Origin of the sequence: Streptomyces sp. XD-27 (assembly GCF_030553055.1) — a bacterium.
Lineage (GTDB): Bacteria > Actinomycetota > Actinomycetes > Streptomycetales > Streptomycetaceae > Streptomyces.
The window spans coordinates 5,756,102-5,777,722 of record NZ_CP130713.1; the positions used below are offsets into that span (position 1 = coordinate 5,756,102).

Sequence of the window (21,621 nt, forward strand, 5' to 3'; positions counted from 1 at the left end):
CCGGGCATAGCCAATGGGCATCACCCTTACAGCGCATACCAGATGCTTGCGGATGGTCAGGCGGCAATCGGGCGAGCCCTGCCGATCGCTGCCCGCCACGGCCCTGCGCGGCCTACTGTTGAGAGATGCGCCTGCCATGGCGCGGGCACCGGCTGGGAGAGGGACGGGTATGGAACCGACCGACAGCGGCGCCCCGGCGTCGCGGCTGCGCCGACTGGCGCTGCCCACCCTGCCGTACGCGGCGGTCGGGGTGGCCGCCGCGTCGTTCGGCACCGGGGTCTACCGGGTTCTCCACAACGGCGGCTCCCTCTTCCCCAGCGGCACCGTCGGCTGGTCGCTGGCGGTGCTCACCGGCCTGATCGTCGGCCATCTCGTGGCCCTGGGCCGGGACCGCTGGTGGGGCGGCACCGGCTCCGGCGCCGCGTTAACCCTGGCCGCCCTGCTGCTGTACGGCTGGCTGCCCGCCGCGCTGATCAGCCTCGCGGTCGTCGTCCTGGTCGGCGGCGCACGCCGTCACCGCTGGCGGCAGGCCCTGCTGCACGGCTCGGTGGACCTCCTCGGCATCGGCGCGGCCGCGCTCGCCCTCGCCGCCTGCGGCACCGTCCCGTCCGTGCGCGACCCCTGGGCCCCCGACAGCTGGCAGCTGTATGACATGCCGCAGATCGTGCTGGCGGCCTTCACCTATCTGCTGGTCACCCGGGCCCTGCTGTGGTACAGCCTCGCCCCGCCCGGCGCCGCGCTGAGCGGCATCGCGCGCACCGCCCTCGTCCGGCAGGCCCTCGTCGGCGTGGCCCTGCTGGGCATCGCCCCGCTCATCGTCGTGGTCGCCGCCCACCGGCCCCTGATGCTTCCGCTGTTCGCCGTGCCCTTAATAGCGCTGGACTCCACCTTGTGGATAGCGCGCGTGCGCGCCGAGGAGCAACTGCGCGACCCGCTCACCGGGCTGCCCAACCGCCAGCACCTGCTGGACCGCACCTGGGCCGCGCTGGACCAGGCCGAGCGGGAGGGCGCCCGCGCCGCCCTCGTCCTGATCGACCTCGACCGCTTCCGGTCCGTCAACGACACCCTCGGACACATGGCGGGCGACCGGCTCCTCCTCCAGATCGCCGAACGGCTCCGCGCGGCGCTGCCCCGCGGCGCGGAGGCCGCGCGGCTGGGCGGCGACGAGTTCGTCGTGCTGCTGCCCACCGTCGACTCCCTCACCAGCGCCCAGCGGGTGGCCCGCAACCTCATCTCCGTACTCGGCTCCCCGCTCGACCTCGACGGGATCACCCTGGTCCTCGAAGCCAGCGCCGGGGTCGCCGTCTACCCCGACCACGCGGTGGACGCGGAAGGGCTGCTGCGCCGCGCGGACGTCGCGATGTACCAGGCGAAGCGGGACCGCAGCGGCGCGGAGGTGTACGAGGCCCGGCGCGACGGCAATACCCCCGACCGGCTCGGCCTCCTCGGCGACCTGCGGCGGGCCCTGGACGCGGGGGACGTGGAACTGCACTACCAGCCCAAGGTCGGCTTCGACGGGCACGTCGCCGGGTTGGAGGCCCTGGTCCGCTGGGTCCACCCCGACCGGGGCCGGGTGCCGCCGGACGAGTTCATCGCCATCGCCGAGAGCTCCGGCCTGATGCCCCGCCTGACGGAGTACGTCCTGGAGACGGCCCTGGGCCAGGTCGCGAGGTGGCGGGCGGCCGGCCTGTTCGTCCCGGTCGCGGTCAACGTCTCCCCGCGCGACGTGCACACCCCCGGCTTCGCGGGCGCCGTCGCCGGCCGGCTGGCCCGGCACGGGGTGCCGCCCGGCGCGCTCCAGCTGGAGATCACCGAGCACGTCCTGCTGGAGGACCCGCAGCGCGCCGCGGACACGCTGGCCGGGCTCACCGGCCACGGCGTGAAGATGTCCCTGGACGACTTCGGCACGGGCTATTCGTCACTGGTGCACCTGCGCCGGTTGCCGGTCAGCGAGCTGAAGATCGACCGGTCCTTCGTGGCGAGACTGGCGGTGGACAACGAGGACGCCGAGATCGTCCGCTGCACGGTCGACCTCGCCCACTCGCTGGGACTGCTCGTCGTCGCGGAGGGCGTCGAGGATGACGAGACCTGGGAGCGGCTGCGCGACCTGGGCTGCGACGCGGTGCAGGGGTGGCTGGTGGCGGCCGCGATGCCGCCGGAGGAGACGACGGCGTGGCTGCGCGCCCGCGGCGAAGGCCGCTCCGCGGCCGCGGACATCACGGCACCGGCCGACCACGACGCGGACCAGCCGGTGACGTGAACCGCCGCCGGCGTCGTGTGCGCGGGGTGCGCGTGCGGTGCCGGGTGCCGACGTCGTGTGCGCGGTGGCGGGGTTGCCCCGGCGCGGCCACCGGGCAGGCGCACCCGTACGGCGCCGCATCGCACCACGCACGCGCGGCACCAGCCACCGTGAGAGCCGGGGGTACCCCGCGGCGCAGGGCGCCCCCGTTCGTGCGTGCCCGCCGCACGGCGCAGGGTGCGCCGTTCATGGATGCCCGCCGCACGGCGAAAGCGTTTCGCTCCCAGCACCCGCCGCGCCATAGGATTGGGCGCGAAACCTACACACTCACCCTGAGGATCCCTGCATGCCTGGCATCACGCGCGAGGAGGTCGCCCACCTCGCCCGGCTGGCGCGTCTGGAGCTGAAGGACGAAGAGCTCGACCACTTCGCCGGACAGCTGGACGACATCATCGGCGCGGTCGCCCGCGTCTCCGAGGTCGCCGACCAAGACGTACCCCCGACCTCCCACCCGCTGCCGCTGACCAACGTCATGCGCCCGGACGAGGTCCGTCCGTCGCTGACCCCGCAGGAGGCGCTCTCCGGCGCCCCGGCCCAGGAGCAGCAGCGTTTCAAGGTGCCGCAGATCCTGGGGGAGGAGTAAAGGCCATGGCAGACCTGACCAAGCTCACGGCGGCCGAGACCGCCGCGAAGATCGCGTCCGGCGAGGTCACCGCCGTCGCGGTCACCGAGGCGCACCTCGCCCGGATCGAGGCCGTCGACGAGAAGGTGCACGCGTTCCTGCACGTGGACCGGGAGGGCGCGCTCGCCCAGGCCCGTGCCGTGGACGCCAAGCGCGCGAACGGCGAGAAGCTCGGGCCGCTCGCGGGCGTGCCGCTGGCGCTGAAGGACATCTTCACCACGAAGGGTGTCCCGACGACCGTCGGTTCCAAGATCCTCGAGGGCTGGCTCCCGCCGTACGACGCGACGCTGACCCGCAAGCTCAAGGAAGCGGACGTCGTCATCCTCGGCAAGACCAACATGGACGAGTTCGCCATGGGGTCGTCGACGGAGAACAGCGCCTTCGGGCCGACCGGCAACCCGTGGGACCTGACCCGGATCCCCGGCGGCTCCGGCGGCGGCTCCTCCGCCGCGCTCGCCTCCTTCCAGGCCCCGCTCGCCATCGGCACGGACACCGGCGGTTCGATCCGCCAGCCCGCGGCCGTCACCGGCACCGTGGGCGTCAAGCCGACCTACGGCGGCGTCTCCCGCTACGGCATGGTGGCGTTCTCCTCGTCCCTGGACCAGGGCGGGCCCTGCGCCCGTACGGTCCTGGACGCGGCGCTGCTGCACGAGGTCATCGCCGGTCACGACCCGCTGGACTCGACCTCCATCGACGCCCCGGTGCCGCCGGTGGTCGAGGCGGCCCGCAACGGCGACGTCGCCGGCATGCGGGTCGGCGTCGTCAAGCAGTTCCGCGGCGAGGGCTACCAGGCCGGCGTCATGCAGCGCTTCGACGAGTCCGTCGAACTGCTCAAGGAGCTGGGCGCCGAGGTCGTCGAGCTGGACTGCCCGTCCTTCGACCTGGCGCTGGCCGCGTACTACCTGATCGCGCCGTCCGAGTGCTCCTCCAACCTGGCCCGCTTCGACGCCATGCGCTACGGCCTGCGGGTCGGCGACGACGGCACCAAGTCGGCCGAGGAGGTCACCTCCCTCACCCGTGAGGCGGGCTTCGGCGCCGAGGTGAAGCGCCGGATCATGCTGGGCACCTACGCCCTGTCCTCCGGCTACTACGACGCCTACTACGGCTCCGCGCAGAAGGTCCGCACGCTGATCAAGCGGGACTTCGAGAAGGCCTTCGAGCAGGTCGACGTGATCGTCTCGCCGACCACCCCGACCACCGCCTTCCCGATCGGCGAGCGGGCCGACGACCCGATGGCGATGTACCTCGCCGACCTGTGCACCATCCCCACCAACCTGGCGGGCAACGCGGCCATGTCGCTGCCCTGCGGCCTGGCGCCTGAGGACGGGCTGCCGGTGGGTCTGCAGATCATCGCCCCCGCGATGGCCGACGACCGGCTGTACCGGGTGGGCGCCGCGGTCGAGGCCGCGTTCACCGCCCGGTGGGGCCACCCGCTGCTTGAGGAGGCACCGTCCCTGTGAGTGCGATCAAGAAGGCCAAGGGCTTCAAGAAGTCCAAGCCCGGCCTGTACCTGTCCATCGGCGGCTCCGTCTTCGGCGCCTTCGGCGCCTACAAGCAGATCAAGGAGGCCCGCGCCGAGCAGGACAAGCTCCAGCTCGTCGACGCGGTGATCTCCGCCGCTGCCGTCGTCACCACCGTCGCCCTGCTCGTACGAGAGCTCAAGCGTCTCGGCGAAGACGACGTCCTCGCGGACTGAGAGGTTAGTTTTCCGTGACCGTCACTGAACTGGTGTCGTACGAGGACGCGCTGGCCGCCTACGAGCCCGTCATGGGCCTCGAGGTGCACGTCGAGCTCGGCACCAAGACCAAGATGTTCTGCGGGTGCTCCACGGCGCTGGGCGCCGAGCCCAACACGCAGACCTGCCCCACCTGCCTCGGCATGCCCGGCTCCCTGCCGGTGATGAACGCCAGCGGCGTCGAGTCCGCGATCCGGATCGGTCTCGCGCTGAACTGCGAGATCGCCGAGTGGTGCCGCTTCGCCCGGAAGAACTACTTCTATCCGGACATGCCGAAGAACTTCCAGACCTCGCAGTACGACGAGCCGATCGCCTTCAGCGGCTATCTGGACGTTCAGCTGGAGGACGGCGAGGTCTTCCGCGTGGAGATCGAGCGCGCCCACATGGAGGAGGACACCGGCAAGTCCACGCACGTCGGTGGTGCGACGGGCCGGATCCACGGCGCCACGCACTCCCTGCTCGACTACAACCGGGCCGGTATCCCGCTCATCGAGATCGTCACCAAGCCGATCGTCGGTGCGGGCGAGCGCGCCCCGGAGGTCGCCAAGGCGTACGTCGCCGAGCTGCGTGAGCTCATCAAGGCGCTCGGCGTCTCCGAGGCCCGGATGGAGATGGGCCAGATGCGCTGCGACGTGAACCTGTCGCTGCGCCCCATCGGTACGGAGAAGTTCGGCACCCGCTCGGAGACCAAGAACGTCAACTCGCTGCGCAGTGTGGAGCGGGCGACGCGCTTCGAGATCATGCGGCACGCCGCGGTCCTCGGCGGCGGCGGGACGATCATCCAGGAGACCCGGCACTTCCACGAGGAGGACGGCTCCACGACGTCGGGCCGGGTGAAGGAGGAGGCCGAGGACTACCGCTACTTCCCCGAGCCGGACCTGGTGCCGGTGGCGCCGAGCCGCGAGTGGGTGGAGGAGCTGCGGGCCACCCTGCCCGAGCTGCCGCGCGTCCGCCGCAACCGGCTGCGCGAGGAGTGGGGCATCTCCGAGCACGACATGCAGTCGATCCTCAACGCGGGCGCGGTCGACCTGATCACCGCCACGATCGACGCGGGCGCGGACGCCGCGGCCGCGCGCAAGTGGTGGATGGGCGAGCTGGCCCGCCGCGCCAACGAGGCCGGTACGGAGCTCGCCGCGCTGGAGATCACCCCGGCCCAGGTCGCCCGGGTCTGCGCCCTGGTGAAGGAGGGCTCCCTCAACGACAAGCTGGCGCGCCAGGTCATCGAGGGCGTGCTGGCGGGCGAGGGCGACGCCGACGAGGTCGTCGACAAGCGCGGCCTCAAGGTCGTCTCGGACGAGGGCGCGCTCGGCGCGGCCGTCGACGAGGCCATCGCCGCCAACGCGGCCATCGCGGACAAGATCCGCGGCGGCAAGGTCGCGGCGGCGGGCGCGCTGGTCGGCGCGGTCATGAAGGCCACCCGCGGCCAGGCCGACGCGGCCCGCGTGCGCGAGCTGATCCTGGAGAAGCTCGGCGTCGAGGGCTGACGCACCGTACGCACACGGCGGCGGGCACCCCTGAAGAGGGGTGCCCGCCGCCGCGTCTGTGCCCTGAGGCCGCCGGTCGCGTCAGCTCGTGCCGATGACGATGGCGAGCGAGTGCTTGCCACCCCCGTCGGAAGCGGACTCGGCGCTGACCAGGCCCTGGCCCATGTAGAGCCGCTTGTTCGCGTAGCGGATGTCGGCGCCTATCGTGGCGAGGTCCTCCTCATGCCCGTCCTCGGAGCCGTTCTGGAGCAGCTTCGTCTTCGTGCGGGACTTCGCGTCGATGCGCCAGATGGCGCCGCCTTCGCCCGAGAGCTCGGGCTCCTGGTACGCGATCACGGAGCCGTCCTTGTCGGTGCCGAGTACCTGCAGGTTGGCGTCCTCGGTACCGGGGATCCTCCCCGCCTCCTTGCCGGTCTTCAGATCGAAGGGGACGACCTCGTTGTACGTCTCGGCGTTGACGTCCTGGGGGTCGCCAGGAAGACGGCGTCAGCGGCCTTGCTGACTGCGATGTTGTCGCAGCCGTCCACGTGGGTGCCGCCGCCCGAGCACGGCAGGTCGATCTTGCCGCCCGCGAGGGCGATCGTGCTGCGGAGCTTGGCCTGCGCGGCGCTGTCGTCGAGCGCCAGGAGGTCCGTGATCCCGCCGCCCGAGGCCGACTTCTTCTCGTCCTCGATGCCGATGACGAGCGGGTCGGTGGAGATCACATGCGCGGCCTCGACACCCGCCGGCAGCTTGTACGTCGACGTCGCCTTCCGCGTCTTCGGGTCGATGACCTGCACGTCCATGGCCGCGGGGTCGCCGTCACCGCACTCCCGCACCGCGACGAGCTTGTCGGCGCCGCCGCCGTAGCCGATGTCCTGGCACTCCTCGTCCTCCTGGAGCTGCCACAGCGGCTTGCCGGCCAGCGACCAGCCCGCGCCGCCGTCGCCGACGCTCGCGCCCGCGGCGACGGTGCCACCGCCGATGGTCACCTCGTCGAAGTTCTCGGCCGATCCGTACTCGTCCTTCGCCTGCCGCTGCCAGACGAGCTTGTGCTTCTTGAGGTCGACCAGGCCCACCTGGGTGCAGGTGGAGTTGTCCTTGGCCTCCTCGAAGAGGATCGCGGTCAGGCCGTCCTCGGTGACATGCGGCGACGCGTAGCAGATCTCACCGTCGAGCGGTATCTCCCATGCGGCGGCGCCGCCGCTCAGCGGATAGCCGACGAGCTTCTTGACGTCGCCTTTGACGAAGTTCTTGTCGGTCGTCCACAGGCCCGCGACCTTGACCGGCTCCTTGGTGAGCCCCTTCGGCATGGGGACCCTGTTGAGGATGCGGGCCTGGGGGACCTCCTCGCCGGCCCCGCCCTTGTCGCCGTCACCATCATCCTTGGTGGCGAACCAGACGCCGCCGACGAGGAGCAGCGCGACCGCGACCACGCCGCCGATGACGGGCCCTCGGCGCGAGGACCGCCGACGACGGTCGGCGCGCCGCCCGCCGCCACCGCCACCGGGGTACGCGCCGCCGGGATGCGGGGCGGGCGGCGGGTAGCCGCCCGGGGCTCCGGGGCCGACACCCGGGGGACCGGCCTGCGGCATGCCCGAGCCGGGATACGGCTGGTTCGGCGGCGGAGGCGGTTGCGACATCGGGACAACTCCTTCTCACGGGTCGCGAGGACCGCCACCGCGTGATCAGTACGTCATACGACGCCGACACCGCACGGGCCGATCCGGCCCGTGCCGGTTCACATAAGCTTCTCCGCCGATCCTTCCTGCCGGATATCGGGCTGACAACCCGATCTCCCCTGTTCCGTAGGTCAGTTGAACTGATCGCGAGGCCAGGGGGCGCGGGTGCGGGGCGGCGGCACCGGCGCCGGGTCCAGCTTCCCGAAGTCGGCCCGCGTACGGAAGAGCCGCGGTCCGACCGGCATCCACCGCTACGCAGCGTCACCGGCGAGGGGGCGGGCGTTGCGGCCCGTCATGTGGGACTAGCCACAAAAGGGACAAAGGATCTTTTCCGGCTGTCAGAGTGCTGCGGATGGGACTCGCCGCCTCCAACGGCGGAAGGCGGCGGGTCCCACCCACCCCCGATCCGGAAAGCAGGCTATGGCTGCTCTCGCCCGGTGGTGCCTCCGGCACCGCGTCGTCGTCATCGTGCTGTGGCTCGCCACCCTCGTGGGCACCGGCGCCGCGGCAGCCGCCGTCGGCTCCGCGTACTCCAACGACTACGACGTCCCCGGCACCGAGTCGGCCCGCGCCACCGCGCTGCTGGCCAAGACGAACCCGGCCGAGGCGGGCGACAGCGACAGCATCGTCTGGCACACCGACCGGGGCACGGTGCGCGCCGCCGCCGTCGAGCAGCGCATGACGAAGACGCTGCACGACATCGAGCAGCTGCCCGGCGTCGCCTCCGTGACCAGCCCGTACGGCACCGAGAGCGGCCAGCGCATCAGCCAGGACGGGCGCACCGCCTACGCCACCGTCGCCTTCGACAAGCCCGCGTCTGGGCTCGACAAGGCCGATGTGCGGCGGGTGGTCGACACCGCCCGCGACGCCGCCGACGACCATCTCGAGGTCGCGCTCGGCGGCGCCGGGATCGCGCTGACCGAATCCACCGGCGCCGGGCACCTCAGCGAGATCATCGGGATCGCCGCGGCCGCCGTGGTGCTCTTCCTCGCCTTCGGCTCGCTCGCCGCCACGTTCCTGCCGATCGCCACCGCCGTCGTCGGCGTCGGCACCGCCTACGCGGGCATCGGTCTGCTCGGCCATGCGATGACCGTCGCCGACTTCGCGCCCATGCTCGGCCTGCTCATCGGCCTGGGCGTCGGCATCGACTACGCGCTGTTCATCGTGACCCGGCACCGGCGGGGCCTGCGGCAGGGCCTGCCCGTCGCGGAGGCCGCCCAGCGGGCGGTGGCCACCTCGGGCCGGGCCGTGGTGTTCGCGGGCGTCACGGTCTGCATCGCGCTGCTGGGCATGCTCGTCCTGCGGCTGAACTTCCTCAACGGCGTGGCGCTCGCCGCGTCCCTGACCGTGGTGCTCACCGTGGCCGCCTCGGTCACCCTGCTGCCCGCGCTCCTCGGTGTGATCGGCCACCGGGCGCTCAGCCGCCGCGAGCGCAGGGCGCTGGCCGAGCACGGCCCGGAGCCGAGCATCCCCACGGGCTTCGCCGCCCGCTGGTCCGCGTTCGTCGAGCGCCACCCCAAGCTGCTGGGCGCCGTCGCCGCCGTCATGATGCTGGTCCTCGCGCTGCCCACGCTCGGCCTGCACCTCGGCAGCAGCGACCAGGGCAACAACGCGGCCACCAGCACCACCCGCCAGGCGTACGACATGATCGCGGAGGGCTTCGGCCCCGGCGTCAACGGCCCGCTCACCCTCGCCGCCGACATCGACAGCGCCGCCGACAAGGTCGCCTTCTCCGACCTCGCCGAGACCCTGCGCGGCACCGAGGGCGTCGCCTCCGTCAGCGCCCCGCAGGGCGGCAGCACCGGCACCGGCGTGCTCACCGTGATACCGGAGTCCGCGCCGCAGTCCCAGGCCACCTCCGACCTGGTGGAGCGGCTGCGCGACGACGTCATCCCGCGGGCCGAGCACGGCACCACCCTCGACGTGTACGTGGGCGGTCTCACCGCGAGCTACGACGACTTCGCCTCCGTGATCATCGGCAAGCTGCCGCTGTTCGTCGGGGTCGTGGTCGCCCTCGGCTGCCTCCTGCTCCTCCTGGCCTTCCGCAGCATCGGCATCCCGCTCAAGGCCGCCCTGATGAACATCGCCGCCGTCGCCGCCTCCTTCGGCGTCGTCGTCGCGATCTTCCAGTGGGGCTGGGGCCTCGGCCTGATGGGGCTGGGCAACGCGGGCCCGATCGAACCGTTCCTGCCCGTGATCATGGTCTCGGTGCTCTTCGGGCTCTCCATGGACTACCAGGTCTTCCTGGTCAGCCGGATGTACGAGGAGTGGCGTGCCACCCGCGACAACCGCGTCGCGGTACGCGTCGGCCTCGCCGAGACCAGCCGGGTGATCAACTCCGCGGCCGTCATCATGATCGCGGTCTTCTCCGCCTTCGTCCTCAGCGGCGACCGGATCATCGCGATGTTCGGCATCGGCCTGGCGGCGGCGGTCGCCCTGGACGCCTTCGTCCTGCGTACGCTGCTGGTCCCCGCGCTGATGCACATGCTGGGCGGCGCGAACTGGTGGCTGCCGAAGTGGCTGGACCGCTGGCTGCCGCGGATCAGCATCGAGCCGGCGGAGGAGGACACGGCACCGGTCGTGCCGGCGGACGCGCCGGCGGCGGAGCCGGGCGTGGCCCTGCCGGGGCAGCGCGCGGAGCTGCGCGGCGAGCGCGACGAGGAGCTGACGTCCACGGCAGCTGGGTGAGACCTGGGACCGCCCGCCCCGCCGTAACGCCCCCAACGCGAGGTGATCTAGGCTCCTTTCGCCGGTCGACCGACCAGAAGAAGGGCGCGCATGAGACTCCGGGGGATCACCTGCACCGCCGTGGCCGCGATGCTTGCCACGCTGACCGCGTGCGGGGGCGGGGGCGGCGGGAAGGACGGCGGCCCCGGCAAGGGCTTCACCGCGCCGACGAAGTTCTCGGTGAAGCAGGGCGTCCCGCTCCCCGAATCCGCGTCCCTGGGCAAGGTCCGCATCATCGGTGGGCTACGGCATCCGCTGGCGGTGGCATTGCACGACGGGGTGGCCTTCATCGCGCGGCCGGACGGGCTCGACGTGGTCAACGGCTATCGGTCGGGCAAGCCGGTCACCATCACCCCGGAACACGAACCCGTGCTGGAGCTCGACGACCTGATGGGCGAGAACCCCGCTGAGGCGCCGCTGATCACCGCCACTGGCGGCAAGACCCTCGCACTCAGCGCGCTGGTGACGAAGGTGACCGGCTCCGGGACGGCCAAGTCCCATGACGCGGTGGAGCTCATGGCCACGGACACTCAGACCGCCACCAAGCCGTGGTTCACGGAGATCCCACTGCCGGCGGACGACGCGTACTACTCCGGCGACCGGGCCGAGGCCAACGTGGTCGGTCGGTCCGGCGACATCGTCGTCGTCTTCGGACGCGGCCGGCTCTTCGGCGTGGACCTCAAGAGCCACCGGAAGGTGTGGACGGCCAAGGGGACGTATGCGAAGGGCGCGGTCGTTGTCGGCGACCGTGTCGTCGCACTGCGCGGCGGCAAGGTCGTGGGGATCGGCGCGGCGGACGGCCAGGACGTGTGGACCTCGCCGCGCTCGGGGCTCGGACTCTCCGCCGCGGGTCCGGACGCCGTGATGACGTACGAGTACCCGAACGATGACGTCCGTGACCGGCGGCACTATCTGCTCGACGCCGTCACCGGCCACACCCGCCGGGCGCTCCCGGAAGACGCCCCGGGCTGGGACTGCGCGTATGACGGCGCCGCCGTCACCGTGTGCACGGGCAGCGCTGGGGTCGATGAGGCGGCGGCCGCGTACGACCCCAAGAGCGGCAAGGAGATCTGGCGGCTGCCCGACGCGGCCGGTACGCGGGTGGCGCCGGAGGTGACGCTGGTCCGCGCGGGGCTGGTCTACGGCGAGGCCAACGGCAAGCCCGTCGTCCTGGACGCCGCCAGCGGGAAGGACAAGGAGACCCGGCCGGGGATCGCCCCGTACGTCGCGGACGGATACGTGGCCATCTCCGAAACCGAGGACGAGACCGGCCTCACCGCGTACCGGGCGGTGGGCTGACCTCGGGCGCGGGCAGCCGCCCGCCCCGGCTTCTCCATGTCGTCGGCCAGCCGCGAGAGGGAGCCGGTGCCGCCCCGGCGAGGTGGCCCCCACGGCCCCGCCCTCGTCTTCGACCCGGCCGCGTGGGCGGCCTTCGTCGCGGCCGTCCAGCACGGAGAGTTCCCCGTGTGATCACGACTCCGGTCCGGAGCGGCCGATCAGCCGGTGGGTCAGCTCCATCAGGCGCCGGCGGGCCTCGGCGTCGTACGCCTGCTCGTGCGCGCGGCTGTCGGTGAACCGGTCGAAGTAGCGGCCGGTCGTGGACGCCAGGTCCGGGTCGGTGGCCAGCCGCACGGTCGGCCGCACGCCCTCGTCGATGCCCACCAGCGGGGTGAGGCCGTATGCGCGGACGCCGTCGGTGTCCATCAGATGCGCCGGGTGGAGGGCGTTCACGGTGACGCCGGTGCCGTCGAGCTCGGCGGCCAGCTCGAAGGTCGCCGTGATCAGCGCGAGCTTGCTCCGGCAATAGGCGCGCAGCCCCTCGTAGCCCCGCTCCAGCATGACGTCGTCGAAGTCGACGGCCTCCTGCCCGATCGAGGCGACGTTCACCACGCGGGCCGGTGCGGACGCGGTGAGCAGCGGCAGCAGGCCCCGGGTGAGGGCGTACGGGGCGAGGTGGTTCACGGCGAACCGCAGCTCGTGCCCCTGCCGGCTCAGCTCCCGGCGCAGGGGCTCGGCGCCGCCACCGGCGACCGCGTTGTTGACCAGTACGTCGAGCCGGGGCTCCGCCGCGCGCACCTGGGCGGCCATCGCGTGCACCTGGTCGAGGTCGGACAGGTCCGCGAGGTAGGTGCGGACCTCGGTGTCCGGGGCGGCGGCACGGACCTCGGCCGCGACCGCGTCGAGACGGGCCTGGTCGCGACCGTGGAGCAGGAGGGTGCCGCCGCGTGCGGCGAGGTCGAGCGCGATGCCGCGGCCCAGCCCCTGGGTCGCGCCGGTGATCAAGGTGGTGCGTCGGTTCATGGCCACGATCGTGGCGGCGCGGCGCGGCACGAGGGAGTGTGTGCTGAGCCTGGTGTCGCGACCACCAGCCGGGGGCCCCAGGGGGCGCGACTGCGGCGCGGACCGAGTGCCTCCCCAGGTGCTGAAACGCTGGGTTCTACTCCGGCTCACACCCGCGCAGGATGGACGCGATCACGTCGTCCAGCCCGTGCTCGGCCAGCTCCGGCGGCAGCATGCCGCTCACGGTCAGGCCGGCGTAGCCGTGCAGTGCCGCGAAGACCGGCAGCGCGACACGGTCCAGCGCCCCCTTCCGCACCTCGCCCCTGCGCTGTCCCTCACCGATCAGTCCGAGGATCTGCTCGGACCAGCGGTGGGCCGTCGCGCCCAGCGCCTCCGACGCCTCCGGGCTGTGCTTGACCGAGAACATCAGGTCGAGCAGGGCGGCGTTGGCCACGGCGAAGCCCACGTAGGTGCGGGCCACGGCGTCCAGCCGCTCGGCGAACGACGCGCCGACGCCTTCCTGGGAGGTCGCGATGGCCTCGGAGAGCCGCTCGAAGCCGGTCATCGCCAGGGCGTCCAGCAGGGCCTGCTTGGTCCTGAAATGGCGGCTGGGCGCGGCGGGGCTCACCCCGAGGTCGCGGGCCAGCTCCCGCAGCGACAGTGCGCCCGATCCCCGCTCGCGCAACGTCTGCTCGGCGCGCGCGAGCAGCGCGGCAGGGAGGTCTCCGTGGTGGTAGGGGCGGTTCTTCATGCCCTCAGCCTAGTCCCGGCGTGAGCAATGCTCACATTGTTATCGTTGCCAACATTGTTATCACCGCATACATTGGTGGCATGGCAAAGAACAAGAACACCCGGCCCCAGCCCTGGAACACCGCCGACATCCCCGACCAGACCGGCCGCACCGCCGTCGTGACCGGCGCCAACAGCGGGCTCGGCCTCGCCACCGCCAGAGCGCTGGCCGGGGCGGGCGCCCACGTGGTCCTCGCGGTACGGGACACCACGCGCGGCGAGGCCGCGGCCGAGACCGTGCGGGGCAGCGTGGAGGTACGCCGCCTCGACCTGGCCGACCTCTCCTCCGTCCGCGCCTTCGCCGCCGGCTGGCAGGGCGACCTGGACCTGCTCATCAACAACGCCGGCGTCATGAACATCCCCGAGGCCCGCACCAAGGACGGCTTCGAGATGCAGTTCGGCACCAACCACCTGGGCCACTTCGCCCTGACCAACCTGCTGCTGCCGCACATCACCGACCGCGTGGTGACCCTGTCGTCCGCCGCGCACAGGACCCCGGGCAGCCCCCGCATCCACTTCGACAACCTCGACCTGACCGGCGAGTACGGCCCGATCACCGCCTACAGCCAGTCCAAGCTCGCCAACCTGCTCTTCACGCTGGAACTCCAGCGGCGGCTCGGCGCGGCGGGCTCGCCCGTGCGCGCCCTGGCCGCGCACCCCGGCTGGGCCGCCACCAACCTCCAGGGACGCGACGCCAACGTCCTGCGACGTGCCGTTCTCCGTCTGGGCAACCGGCTCATCGCCCAGGACAGCCAGGCCGGTGCGCTGCCCACCCTGTACGCCGCCGTCCAGGACCTGCCCGGCGCGAGCTACGTCGGCCCCGGGGGCATGTTCGAAACGCGCGGCGCCCCGACCCTGGTCGGCCGCTCGCCCGCGGCCAGCGACCCGGCCACCGCCCGACGCCTGTGGACCGTCTCCGAGGAACTGACCGGCGTCACCTTCCCCGAACCCGCCGTGAGGGCGCGGGGCTGAGACAGCGCTACAGCCTCTACGGGCAGGCTGCATGACTGCCCGGCCGTGGTCGAGCGACTCCAGAGCGCCTACCATCTGGCCATGGGTGAGGCGCTGCCTCAGAAGGAGTCTCTCGCCCTGATGAGGGCGACAGCGAAGGACTACGGCCACCGTGACTGAGCACACCATCCCAGACGCATCCCTGCTGAGCGGTTGGCGTAAGTCGTCGTACAGCGGGCCTGACAAGGACAGTTGCATCGAGGTGCTCGACGGCCACCCCACCGGCGTCCCCGTCCGCGACAGCAAGAACCCCCACGGCCCCGCCCTCGTCTTCGACCCGCCCGGGTGGGCGGCCTTCGTCGCGGCCGTCAAGCGCGGAGAGTTCCCCGCCGGAGCGTGAGCGACCCGCGCCGCGTCCTCATCGTCGCGTACGACGACGCGCAGATCCTCGACATCGCCTGCCCCAGCGGCGCTCTCGACATCGCCAACCGGCACGGCGCGACCCCTCCCTACGCCGTCGAGTTGGGCACCCTCGGCCGCCGGGCGGCCCGCAGTTCCGCCGGGATCGTGCTCGGGGCCCAGCGCGGGCTGGAGTCAGTCACCGGGCCACTGGACACGCTGCTCGTCGTCGGCGGCCCCGGGTACGAAGACGCGGCGGCGGACGGGCAGTTGCTGGAGCACGTGCGGCGGCTCGCCGGGCGGAGTCGGCGCGTCGCCTCCGTATGCACCGGCGCCTACGTGCTCGCCGCCGCCGGCCTGCTGGACGATCGGCGGGCGACCACGCACTGGAGGTTCGGCGAGCAGCTCGCCGCCCGCCATCCCGCCGTGGCCGTGGACGTCGGGCCGCTCCATATCCGTGACGGCAACGTCTACACGTCCGCCGGGGTCACCAGCGCGCTTGATCTGACGCTGTCCCTGATCGAGGACGACCACGGGCCGACGCTGGCCCGCGCCGTCGCCCGCGAACTGGTCTCGTATCTGCACCGGCCCGCCGACCAGGCCCAGATCAGCATGTTCCTGGCCGCGCCACCGCCCGGCGACCGGCTCGTACGGGACCTTGTCGGCTACATCGCCGGTCATCTGACCGAGGACCTGACGCCCGGGGCGCTGGCCGCTCGGGCGGGGGTGAGCACGCGGCACCTCACCCGCCTGTTCACCGCGCATCTCGGCACGACCCCGACACGCGCCGTACGCGCCGCCCGCACGGAGGCGGCGGTCCATCTCGTGCGCTCCAGCGACCTGCCACTGGCCGTGATCGCCCGGCGCTGCGGGTTCGGGTCGGCGCAGACGCTGCGGGAGGCGTTCCTGGACCATTACGGGGCCGGCGGGGACATGATTCGCAGGATGCCGGACATGCCGCGGGCGCGCGTTCCGTCCGGGCAGCAGACTGCCGTCCCATGACGCATTCGACTTCACGCAGGGCGGTCCTCTGCGGCTCTGCGGCCACCGCCGTACTCGCCGCCGCGGGCAGCATCCCAGCCGCCGGGACCGCGCACGCCGAGGGGCGCGGCGAGCGGCGGGCCAAGGGCGGGCCGGAGATCGGCATCCTGCTGTACGACGGCTACAGCCTGCTGGACCCCACCGGCCCGGCGGAGGTGCTGTCCCGGCTGCCCGGCGCCAACGTGACGATGATCGCCGAGCGGCGCGGCCCGGTCCGTACGGACACCGGGGACGCGGCCGTCGTGGCCGACCGCTCGATCGCCGAGGTCGATCGCCTGGACGTCCTCCTCGTGCCCGGCGCGGGCAACCGCGGCACGGTCGCGGCCATGAAGAACCAGGCGCTGCTGCGCTGGATACGGCGTATCCACCGGAACAGCCGGTGGACGACCTCGGTGTGCACCGGATCGCTGGTCCTCGCGGCGGCGGGGCTGCTGGACGGGCGGAAGGCGACGACGTATTGGGCGTCGGCGGACTATCTGGAGTCCGAGTTCGATGTGACGTACGTGGCCGAGCGCTCCGTGCGGTCGGGGAAGATCATCACGGCGGCCGGGGTCTCCGCGGGCGTGGACATGGCGCTGTACCTGGCGTCCCTGATCGCCGGAGACACCACGGCGAAGGCGATCCAGTTGGCCATCGAGTACGACCCGCGGCCCCCGTTCGACTCGGGCAGCGCGGCGGACGCCGATCCCCGGCTCAAGGAGCTGGCGCTGCGGCTGCTCGCCGAATCGGACGACTCGCACGGGTGATGAGGCCGGGCAGGAAGCACCGGGCGGGTAGGAAGCACCGGGCGGGTAGGGAGCACAGGCGCCGTTCACCGGCATGACCTAAGGCCCTTACGCGCGCGAAGATCAGTCACTCTCCCGATGTGCCTTACCTACCTGGGAGACGAAGGTGGAGACACGTCAACGACCCTTCGTCACCACGGGAGAACACGATGTTCCACCTCGAACTGCACAAGGCCCGCCAGACCGACCTCATGCGCGAGGCGGACCGGCAGCGGCTCGTCGGCCGCGCCCGCCGCTCCGTACCCGACGAACCGGAGGGGCGGGTGAGCAGGCGCCGGGACCGGGCGGCCGCGCCGCGGTACGACGTCGCCGCCTGACCCCGCGACGCGATGGAACACGGTGTCGGCACGCCGGAACCCTGTGCGATCCTCGACGGCGTGCAGACCACCTCCGTCAGCCCGGTGTTCATCGGCCGCGACCACGAACTGACCGAGCTCAGCGACGCGCTCGCCCGCGCCGCGGCGGGTGAGACCGCGGCGTTCCTCGTCGGCGGTGAGGCGGGCGTCGGCAAGACCCGGCTCATCGAGGAGTTCCTGGCCGCGGCGGAGGCCGCCGGGGCCGTCACCGCCGTCGGCGGGTGCGTGGAGATCGGCGCCGACGGCCTGCCGTTCGCGCCGGTCTCCGCCGTGCTGCGCGCCCTGCACCGCGAGCTCGGCGGCGACGTGCTCGCGCAGGCCGCCGCGGGCCAGGAGGGCGAGTTGGCCCGGCTGCTGCCCGAACTCGGCGAGACCACCCGCGAGTCCTACGACGAGGACGGCCGGGCCCGGCTCTTCGAGCTCACCACCCGGTTGCTGGAGCGGCTGGCCGCCGACCGCACGCTCGTCGTCGCCATCGAGGACCTGCACTGGGCCGACCGCTCCACCCGCGAACTCCTCGGGTACCTGTTCCGGTCCCTGCACCCCGCCCGGTCGCCGCACCGCGCCCGGCTCGTCCTCGTCGCCACGTACCGCAGCGACGACATCCACCGCCGCCACCCGCTGCGGCCCTTCCTCGCCGAGACCGACCGCGCCCGCACCGTGCGCCGGATCGAACTGGCGCGGTTCACCCGCGGCGAGGTACGGGCGCAGATCGCCGGGATCAACGGCACCGAGCCCGACGAGACCCTGGTGGACAAGGTCTTCCGGCGCAGCGACGGCAACGCCTTCTTCGTCGAGGAGATCGCCCGCAGCATCAGCGAGGGCTGCTCCAGCGGGCTCAGCGAATCCCTCCGGGACCTGCTGCTGGTCCGCGTCGAGGCACTGCCCGAGGACGCCCAGCGTGTGGTGCGGATTCTCGCCGAGGGCGGCTCGACCGTCGAGTACGGGCTGCTGCGGGCCGTCGCCCGGCTCGGCGAGGACGAGCTGATCGAGGCACTGCGCACCGCCGTCGGCGCCAACATCCTCCAGCCCACGGGCGACGACAACGGCTACCGCTTCCGGCACGCCCTGGTCCGCGAGGCCGTCACCGACGACCTGCTGCCCGGCGAGCGGGCACGGCTCCGCCGCCGCTACGCCCAGGCGCTGGAAGCCGACCCCGGACTGGTCCGGGCCGACCAGCGGGCCGCCCGGCTGGCCAGCTACTGGTACCACGCGCACGATCCGGCCAAGGCACTGCCCGCCGTCCTCGGCGCCGCCGTCCAGGCCCGCCGCCGCTACGCCTACGCCGAGCAACTGCGGCTGCTGGAGCGGGCCATGGAGCTGTGGGACGACGTGCCGCGCGAGATCCGCGAGGCCCAGCGCCCCTTCGACTACGCCGAGGTCTACCCCGCTTGCGGCTGTGACGACGAGGCCCTGCGCCACCTGGACCTACTGGCAGAGGTGGTGGTCGCCGCCCACATGTCGGGGCAGGGCGAGCGGGCCCTGGCCATCAGCAAGCGCGCGCTGCGCAAGCTGAAGCACGGGGACGATCCGCTGCGGGCAGCGTGGTTCTGGCTGCAGCGCGCCAAGCTCATGGAGGTGCTGGGGCGCGGCGACGGCTCGGCCGAGCTGAGCCGGGCCCAGGAGCTGGTGCGCGGCCTGCCGCCGTCCGCCGTGCACGCCGAGGTCCTGGCGTACGCGGCCATCTGGGGCACCATGCACCAGCCGGGTCCCGACAGTTGCACCGCCGCCGAACGCGCCGTGGAACTGGCCCGGCTCGTCGGCGCGGAGAGCACCGAACTCAACGCCCGGGTCACCCTCGGCTGGCTGACCGTCGACGCCGGGGACGAGGCCGGCGGCCTCGCCGAGATGCGCGCCGTGTGCGAACGCGCCGTGGAGCGCGGCGACATCACCGTCCTGGGACGCGCCTACACCAACCTCACCTCCATCCTGGAGGCCCTGGGCCGGTCCGCCGAGGCCCTGGAGGTCGCCGAGGCCGGCATCCAGGTCCTGGGGCGCTTCGGTATGCCGGACGCCCAGGCGTGGGTCCGCGGCAACCAGGCTGAAGCGCTGTTGTCCCTGGGCCGCTGGGCCGAGGCGGAAGCCGCGGCCGCCGACGCCCGCAGACTGGCCGTGGGGCTCAAACCACTGGGCACCGCCGCCAGTCGCCTGGCTCACCTGGCGCTGCTCCGCGGCGACTGGGAGACCGCCGAACGCGAACGGGCGATTGCCGCCGAGCACTACGGCACGCACGACCCCCAACCGCAGTTCGTGCTCCTCCTCCTGCGGTACGCGTTGCAGCTGGCCGCCGCCCGCGGCCGGATCCTCGACGCCCGCGCCGCCCTGGACGAGGTGCTGCGCACCGGCTTCGCGCCCGGCACCCAGCGATACGCCTGGCCGCTGCTGCTGGCCGCCGCGACGGCCGAGGCGGACGCCCGCGGCCTGCCCGCCGCCGACGACGGCCGGGAGGCCGTGCTGTGCCGGATACGTGCCACGGCGCGGGGCGTCGCGCAGTCCGTACCGGTCTGGAAGGCGCACGCGCTGATGCTGGAGGCCGAACTCCTGCGCGCCGAGGGCCGGGACAGCGCCGACGCCTGGGCACGCGCGGCCGCCGCCTTCGCGCCGCTGCACCGCCCGTACCAGCTCGCCCAGGCCCGCCACCGCTGGGCGGAGGCGCTGCTGGCCACCGCCTCCGGCGGTACGGGGGCCAGGGCGGCGCGCGACCAGGCGGGCCGGCTGCTCGCCCAGGCGCACGCCACCGCCGAGCGACTGGGCGCGCGGCCGCTGGGCGAGGGCATCGTCCTGCTCGCCCGCCGCGCGCGGCTCCCGCTGGACGCCGCCGACGCCCCTGCCCCCGCTACCGCGCCTGACGCCGCCCCCGCCTCCGCCCCGGCCTGCGACCTCGACCCGGCCGACGCGCTCGGGCTCACGCCGCGCGAACGCGACGTCCTGGCGCTGGTCGCCGCGGGCCGCACCAACCGGCAGATCGCCGAGGCACTGTTCATCTCCCCGAAGACGGCCAGCGTGCACGTGTCGAACATCCTGGCCAAGCTGGAGGTGTCCAGCCGGGGCGAGGCGGGCGCGGTGGCGCACCGCCTGCGGCTGGTCAGCCTGCCCGGCGCGGTCTGATCACCACGTGGCCGGAGTCCAGGTCCACCGGGCCCCGGCCCGGATCCCCGTCGCCCTGGTCCTCGCGGGTGAGTTCCAGGCGGTTGCGCTCGTCCTCGGTGTGCTTGCGACCGGGTGCGAACAGTTCCTCGATGGGGTTGAACATCAGGCCCCCGTCCCTGTATGCGGATACCGGCCAGTGTAGGCACGGGGGTTCGAAAAGGACCGGGGGAGAGAAGTCAGGAGATCTCGACCCGCAGGATCCGGTCGTCCTGCTTGTCCGGGTCGCCGCGCCCGTCGGTGTTGCTCGTGGTCAGCCACAGCCCGCCGTCATCGGTGGCCACCACGGTGCGCAGCCGGCCGTACTTCCCCTCCAGGAAGGACTGCGGCTCGGCCACCGGCTCCTTCCCGCGCAGCGGGACGCGCCACAGCCGCTCCCCGCGCAGCCCGGCCATCCAGATCGAGCCCTTGGCGTACGCGATGCCGCTGGGCGAGGCCTCGGCGGGCTTCCACTGCTCGACCGGGTCGACCAGGCCGTCCTCGCCCGCCTTGCCCTCGGCCTCGGGCCAGCCGTAGTTGCCGTTCGGCTCGATCACGTTCAGCTCGTCCCAGGTGTCCTGGCCGAACTCGCTCGCCCACAGCCGCTTGTCGCGGTCCCAGGCCAGGCCCTGGACGTTGCGGTGGCCGTACGAGTAGACGACCGAGTCGGCGTCCGGATTGCCGTGCACCGGTTCGCCGTCCGGCGTCATCCGCAGGATCTTGCCGCCGAAGGACTTCTTGTCCTGGGCCAGTCCCCGGTCGCCGCCCTCGCCGGTGCCCACGTACAGCATCTTGTCCGGGCCGAAGGCGATCCGCCCGCCGTTGTGGACGGTGCCCTTGGGGATGCCCCGGAAGATCGTGTCGGGGGCGCCCAGCTGGTCGCCCGCGGGGCGCTCCGGGTCGTACAGCATCCGCGCGACGCGGTTGTCGGACGCGGTGGTGAAGTAGGCGTAGACCATGCGGCTGGTGGCGAAGTCCGGCGGGACCGCGAGGCCCAGCAGCCCGCCCTCGCCGCCGGGGGAGACCCCCGGCACCGAGCCCACCTCGGTCGTCTTGCCGCTGTCGGCCGCGACCCGGAAGATCTTCCCGGAGTCCCGCGAGGACACCAGCAGATCGCCCTCGGGCAGCGGCGCGAGCCCCCACGGCGACTCGATGCCGGTGGCGACCGTGCGGACCACCTTCGCCGACCCGCGCTCGGGTGCCGCGGGCCGGGTGGGGGACGGGCTGCCGGAGTGCGGGGAACTGGCGCGGGGGGAGCCGCTGGTGCGCCGCTCGAAGGGCCTGCCGTCGCTGTCGGACGAACACCCCGCCGCGAACAGCGCGGCAGCGGCGAGCACAGCGGTCACACCAGGGCGTCGCACGATCG

Annotated in this window: 20 protein-coding genes; 14 read left to right on the plus strand and 6 right to left on the minus strand. The window is 72.8% G+C overall.

All coding sequences use genetic code 11. The features are described 5' to 3' along the window. Positions 1-169 precede the first annotated feature (169 nt). The 5 genes from Q3Y56_RS25170 to gatB all read left to right on the plus strand — a co-directional run bounded on the left by Q3Y56_RS25170 (position 170) and on the right by gatB (position 6,140). Entirely contained in the window at positions 170-2,260 is a 2,091-nt protein-coding gene (locus Q3Y56_RS25170) for a bifunctional diguanylate cyclase/phosphodiesterase (protein WP_304464101.1), read from the plus strand. Between the two features lie 325 nt (positions 2,261-2,585). Next, entirely contained in the window at positions 2,586-2,882 is a 297-nt protein-coding gene (gene gatC, locus Q3Y56_RS25175) for an Asp-tRNA(Asn)/Glu-tRNA(Gln) amidotransferase subunit GatC (protein ID WP_304464102.1), read from the plus strand. A gap of 5 nt (positions 2,883-2,887) precedes the next feature. Beyond that, positions 2,888-4,381, plus strand: coding sequence for an Asp-tRNA(Asn)/Glu-tRNA(Gln) amidotransferase subunit GatA (gene gatA, locus Q3Y56_RS25180; protein WP_304464103.1), 1,494 nt, complete (start codon positions 2,888-2,890; stop codon positions 4,379-4,381). Beyond that, a complete protein-coding gene (locus Q3Y56_RS25185; RefSeq protein ID WP_304464104.1) occupies positions 4,378-4,617 on the plus strand; it encodes a hypothetical protein in 240 nt (79 codons plus the stop codon). Before gatA ends, Q3Y56_RS25185 begins: the two co-directional genes overlap by 4 nt. A gap of 14 nt (positions 4,618-4,631) precedes the next feature. After that, the gene (gene gatB, locus Q3Y56_RS25190; RefSeq protein WP_304464105.1) at positions 4,632-6,140 is read left to right on the plus strand and encodes an Asp-tRNA(Asn)/Glu-tRNA(Gln) amidotransferase subunit GatB; all 1,509 of its coding nucleotides are present in this window, start codon (positions 4,632-4,634) and stop codon (positions 6,138-6,140) included. 81 nt (positions 6,141-6,221) lie between these two features. Here the strand turns inward: gatB and Q3Y56_RS25195 are convergent, their stop codons facing one another. Both Q3Y56_RS25195 and Q3Y56_RS25200 read right to left on the minus strand, forming a co-directional pair. Further along, complete coding sequence (locus tag Q3Y56_RS25195; protein WP_304464106.1) at positions 6,222-6,476, minus strand: hypothetical protein; 255 nt, start codon at positions 6,474-6,476, stop codon at positions 6,222-6,224. Positions 6,477-6,556: 80 nt separating this feature from the next. After that, positions 6,557-7,762 (minus strand): hypothetical protein, encoded by a 1,206-nt coding sequence (locus Q3Y56_RS25200; RefSeq protein ID WP_304464107.1) that lies wholly within the window; start codon positions 7,760-7,762, stop codon positions 6,557-6,559. Between the two features lie 459 nt (positions 7,763-8,221). Here Q3Y56_RS25200 and Q3Y56_RS25205 point away from each other — a divergent pair, with 459 nt between their 5' ends. The 3 genes from Q3Y56_RS25205 (at position 8,222) to Q3Y56_RS25215 (ending at position 11,998) form a co-directional block, all read left to right on the plus strand. Beyond that, the gene (locus tag Q3Y56_RS25205; RefSeq protein ID WP_304464108.1) at positions 8,222-10,489 is read left to right on the plus strand and encodes an MMPL family transporter; all 2,268 of its coding nucleotides are present in this window, start codon (positions 8,222-8,224) and stop codon (positions 10,487-10,489) included. 90 nt (positions 10,490-10,579) lie between these two features. Next, positions 10,580-11,827, plus strand: a complete 1,248-nt coding sequence (locus tag Q3Y56_RS25210) for a PQQ-binding-like beta-propeller repeat protein (protein WP_304464109.1) — start codon at positions 10,580-10,582, stop codon at positions 11,825-11,827. Positions 11,828-11,893: 66 nt separating this feature from the next. After that, complete coding sequence (locus tag Q3Y56_RS25215; RefSeq protein ID WP_304464110.1) at positions 11,894-11,998, plus strand: DUF397 domain-containing protein; 105 nt, start codon at positions 11,894-11,896, stop codon at positions 11,996-11,998. Here the strand turns inward: Q3Y56_RS25215 and Q3Y56_RS25220 are convergent, their stop codons facing one another. Next, on the minus strand, positions 11,999-12,829 hold the full coding sequence (locus tag Q3Y56_RS25220) for an SDR family NAD(P)-dependent oxidoreductase (protein ID WP_304464111.1): 831 nt from the start codon (positions 12,827-12,829) through the stop codon (positions 11,999-12,001). Between the two features lie 136 nt (positions 12,830-12,965). After that, on the minus strand, positions 12,966-13,559 hold the full coding sequence (locus tag Q3Y56_RS25225; protein ID WP_304464112.1) for a TetR/AcrR family transcriptional regulator: 594 nt from the start codon (positions 13,557-13,559) through the stop codon (positions 12,966-12,968). Between the two features lie 80 nt (positions 13,560-13,639). Here Q3Y56_RS25225 and Q3Y56_RS25230 point away from each other — a divergent pair, with 80 nt between their 5' ends. From Q3Y56_RS25230 to Q3Y56_RS25260, 6 genes are all read left to right on the plus strand, one after another. Beyond that, positions 13,640-14,569 (plus strand): oxidoreductase, encoded by a 930-nt coding sequence (locus tag Q3Y56_RS25230; protein ID WP_304464113.1) that lies wholly within the window; start codon positions 13,640-13,642, stop codon positions 14,567-14,569. A gap of 151 nt (positions 14,570-14,720) precedes the next feature. Continuing rightward, on the plus strand, positions 14,721-14,948 hold the full coding sequence (locus Q3Y56_RS25240) for a DUF397 domain-containing protein (protein ID WP_304464114.1): 228 nt from the start codon (positions 14,721-14,723) through the stop codon (positions 14,946-14,948). Then, entirely contained in the window at positions 14,945-15,949 is a 1,005-nt protein-coding gene (locus Q3Y56_RS25245) for a GlxA family transcriptional regulator (RefSeq protein WP_304464115.1), read from the plus strand. The genes Q3Y56_RS25240 and Q3Y56_RS25245 overlap by 4 nt, the downstream gene beginning before the upstream one ends. Next, on the plus strand, positions 15,946-16,734 hold the full coding sequence (locus tag Q3Y56_RS25250; RefSeq protein ID WP_304464116.1) for a DJ-1/PfpI family protein: 789 nt from the start codon (positions 15,946-15,948) through the stop codon (positions 16,732-16,734). The genes Q3Y56_RS25245 and Q3Y56_RS25250 overlap by 4 nt, the downstream gene beginning before the upstream one ends. Positions 16,735-16,922: 188 nt before the next feature. Further along, positions 16,923-17,090: a hypothetical protein gene (locus tag Q3Y56_RS25255; RefSeq protein WP_304464117.1), complete on the plus strand. Its 168-nt coding sequence runs from the start codon at positions 16,923-16,925 to the stop codon at positions 17,088-17,090. Positions 17,091-17,102: 12 nt separating this feature from the next. Beyond that, positions 17,103-20,237, plus strand: a complete 3,135-nt coding sequence (locus Q3Y56_RS25260; RefSeq protein ID WP_369696798.1) for an AAA family ATPase — start codon at positions 17,103-17,105, stop codon at positions 20,235-20,237. On the opposite strand, the gene Q3Y56_RS25265 is transcribed toward Q3Y56_RS25260, so the two are convergent. After that, the gene (locus Q3Y56_RS25265; RefSeq protein ID WP_304464118.1) at positions 20,215-20,382 is read right to left on the minus strand and encodes a DUF6191 domain-containing protein; all 168 of its coding nucleotides are present in this window, start codon (positions 20,380-20,382) and stop codon (positions 20,215-20,217) included. The two genes, Q3Y56_RS25260 and Q3Y56_RS25265, sit on opposite strands and share 23 nt — an antisense overlap. Positions 20,383-20,455: 73 nt before the next feature. Next, entirely contained in the window at positions 20,456-21,616 is a 1,161-nt protein-coding gene (locus Q3Y56_RS25270) for a sorbosone dehydrogenase family protein (protein ID WP_304464119.1), read from the minus strand. Positions 21,617-21,621 lie beyond the last annotated feature (5 nt).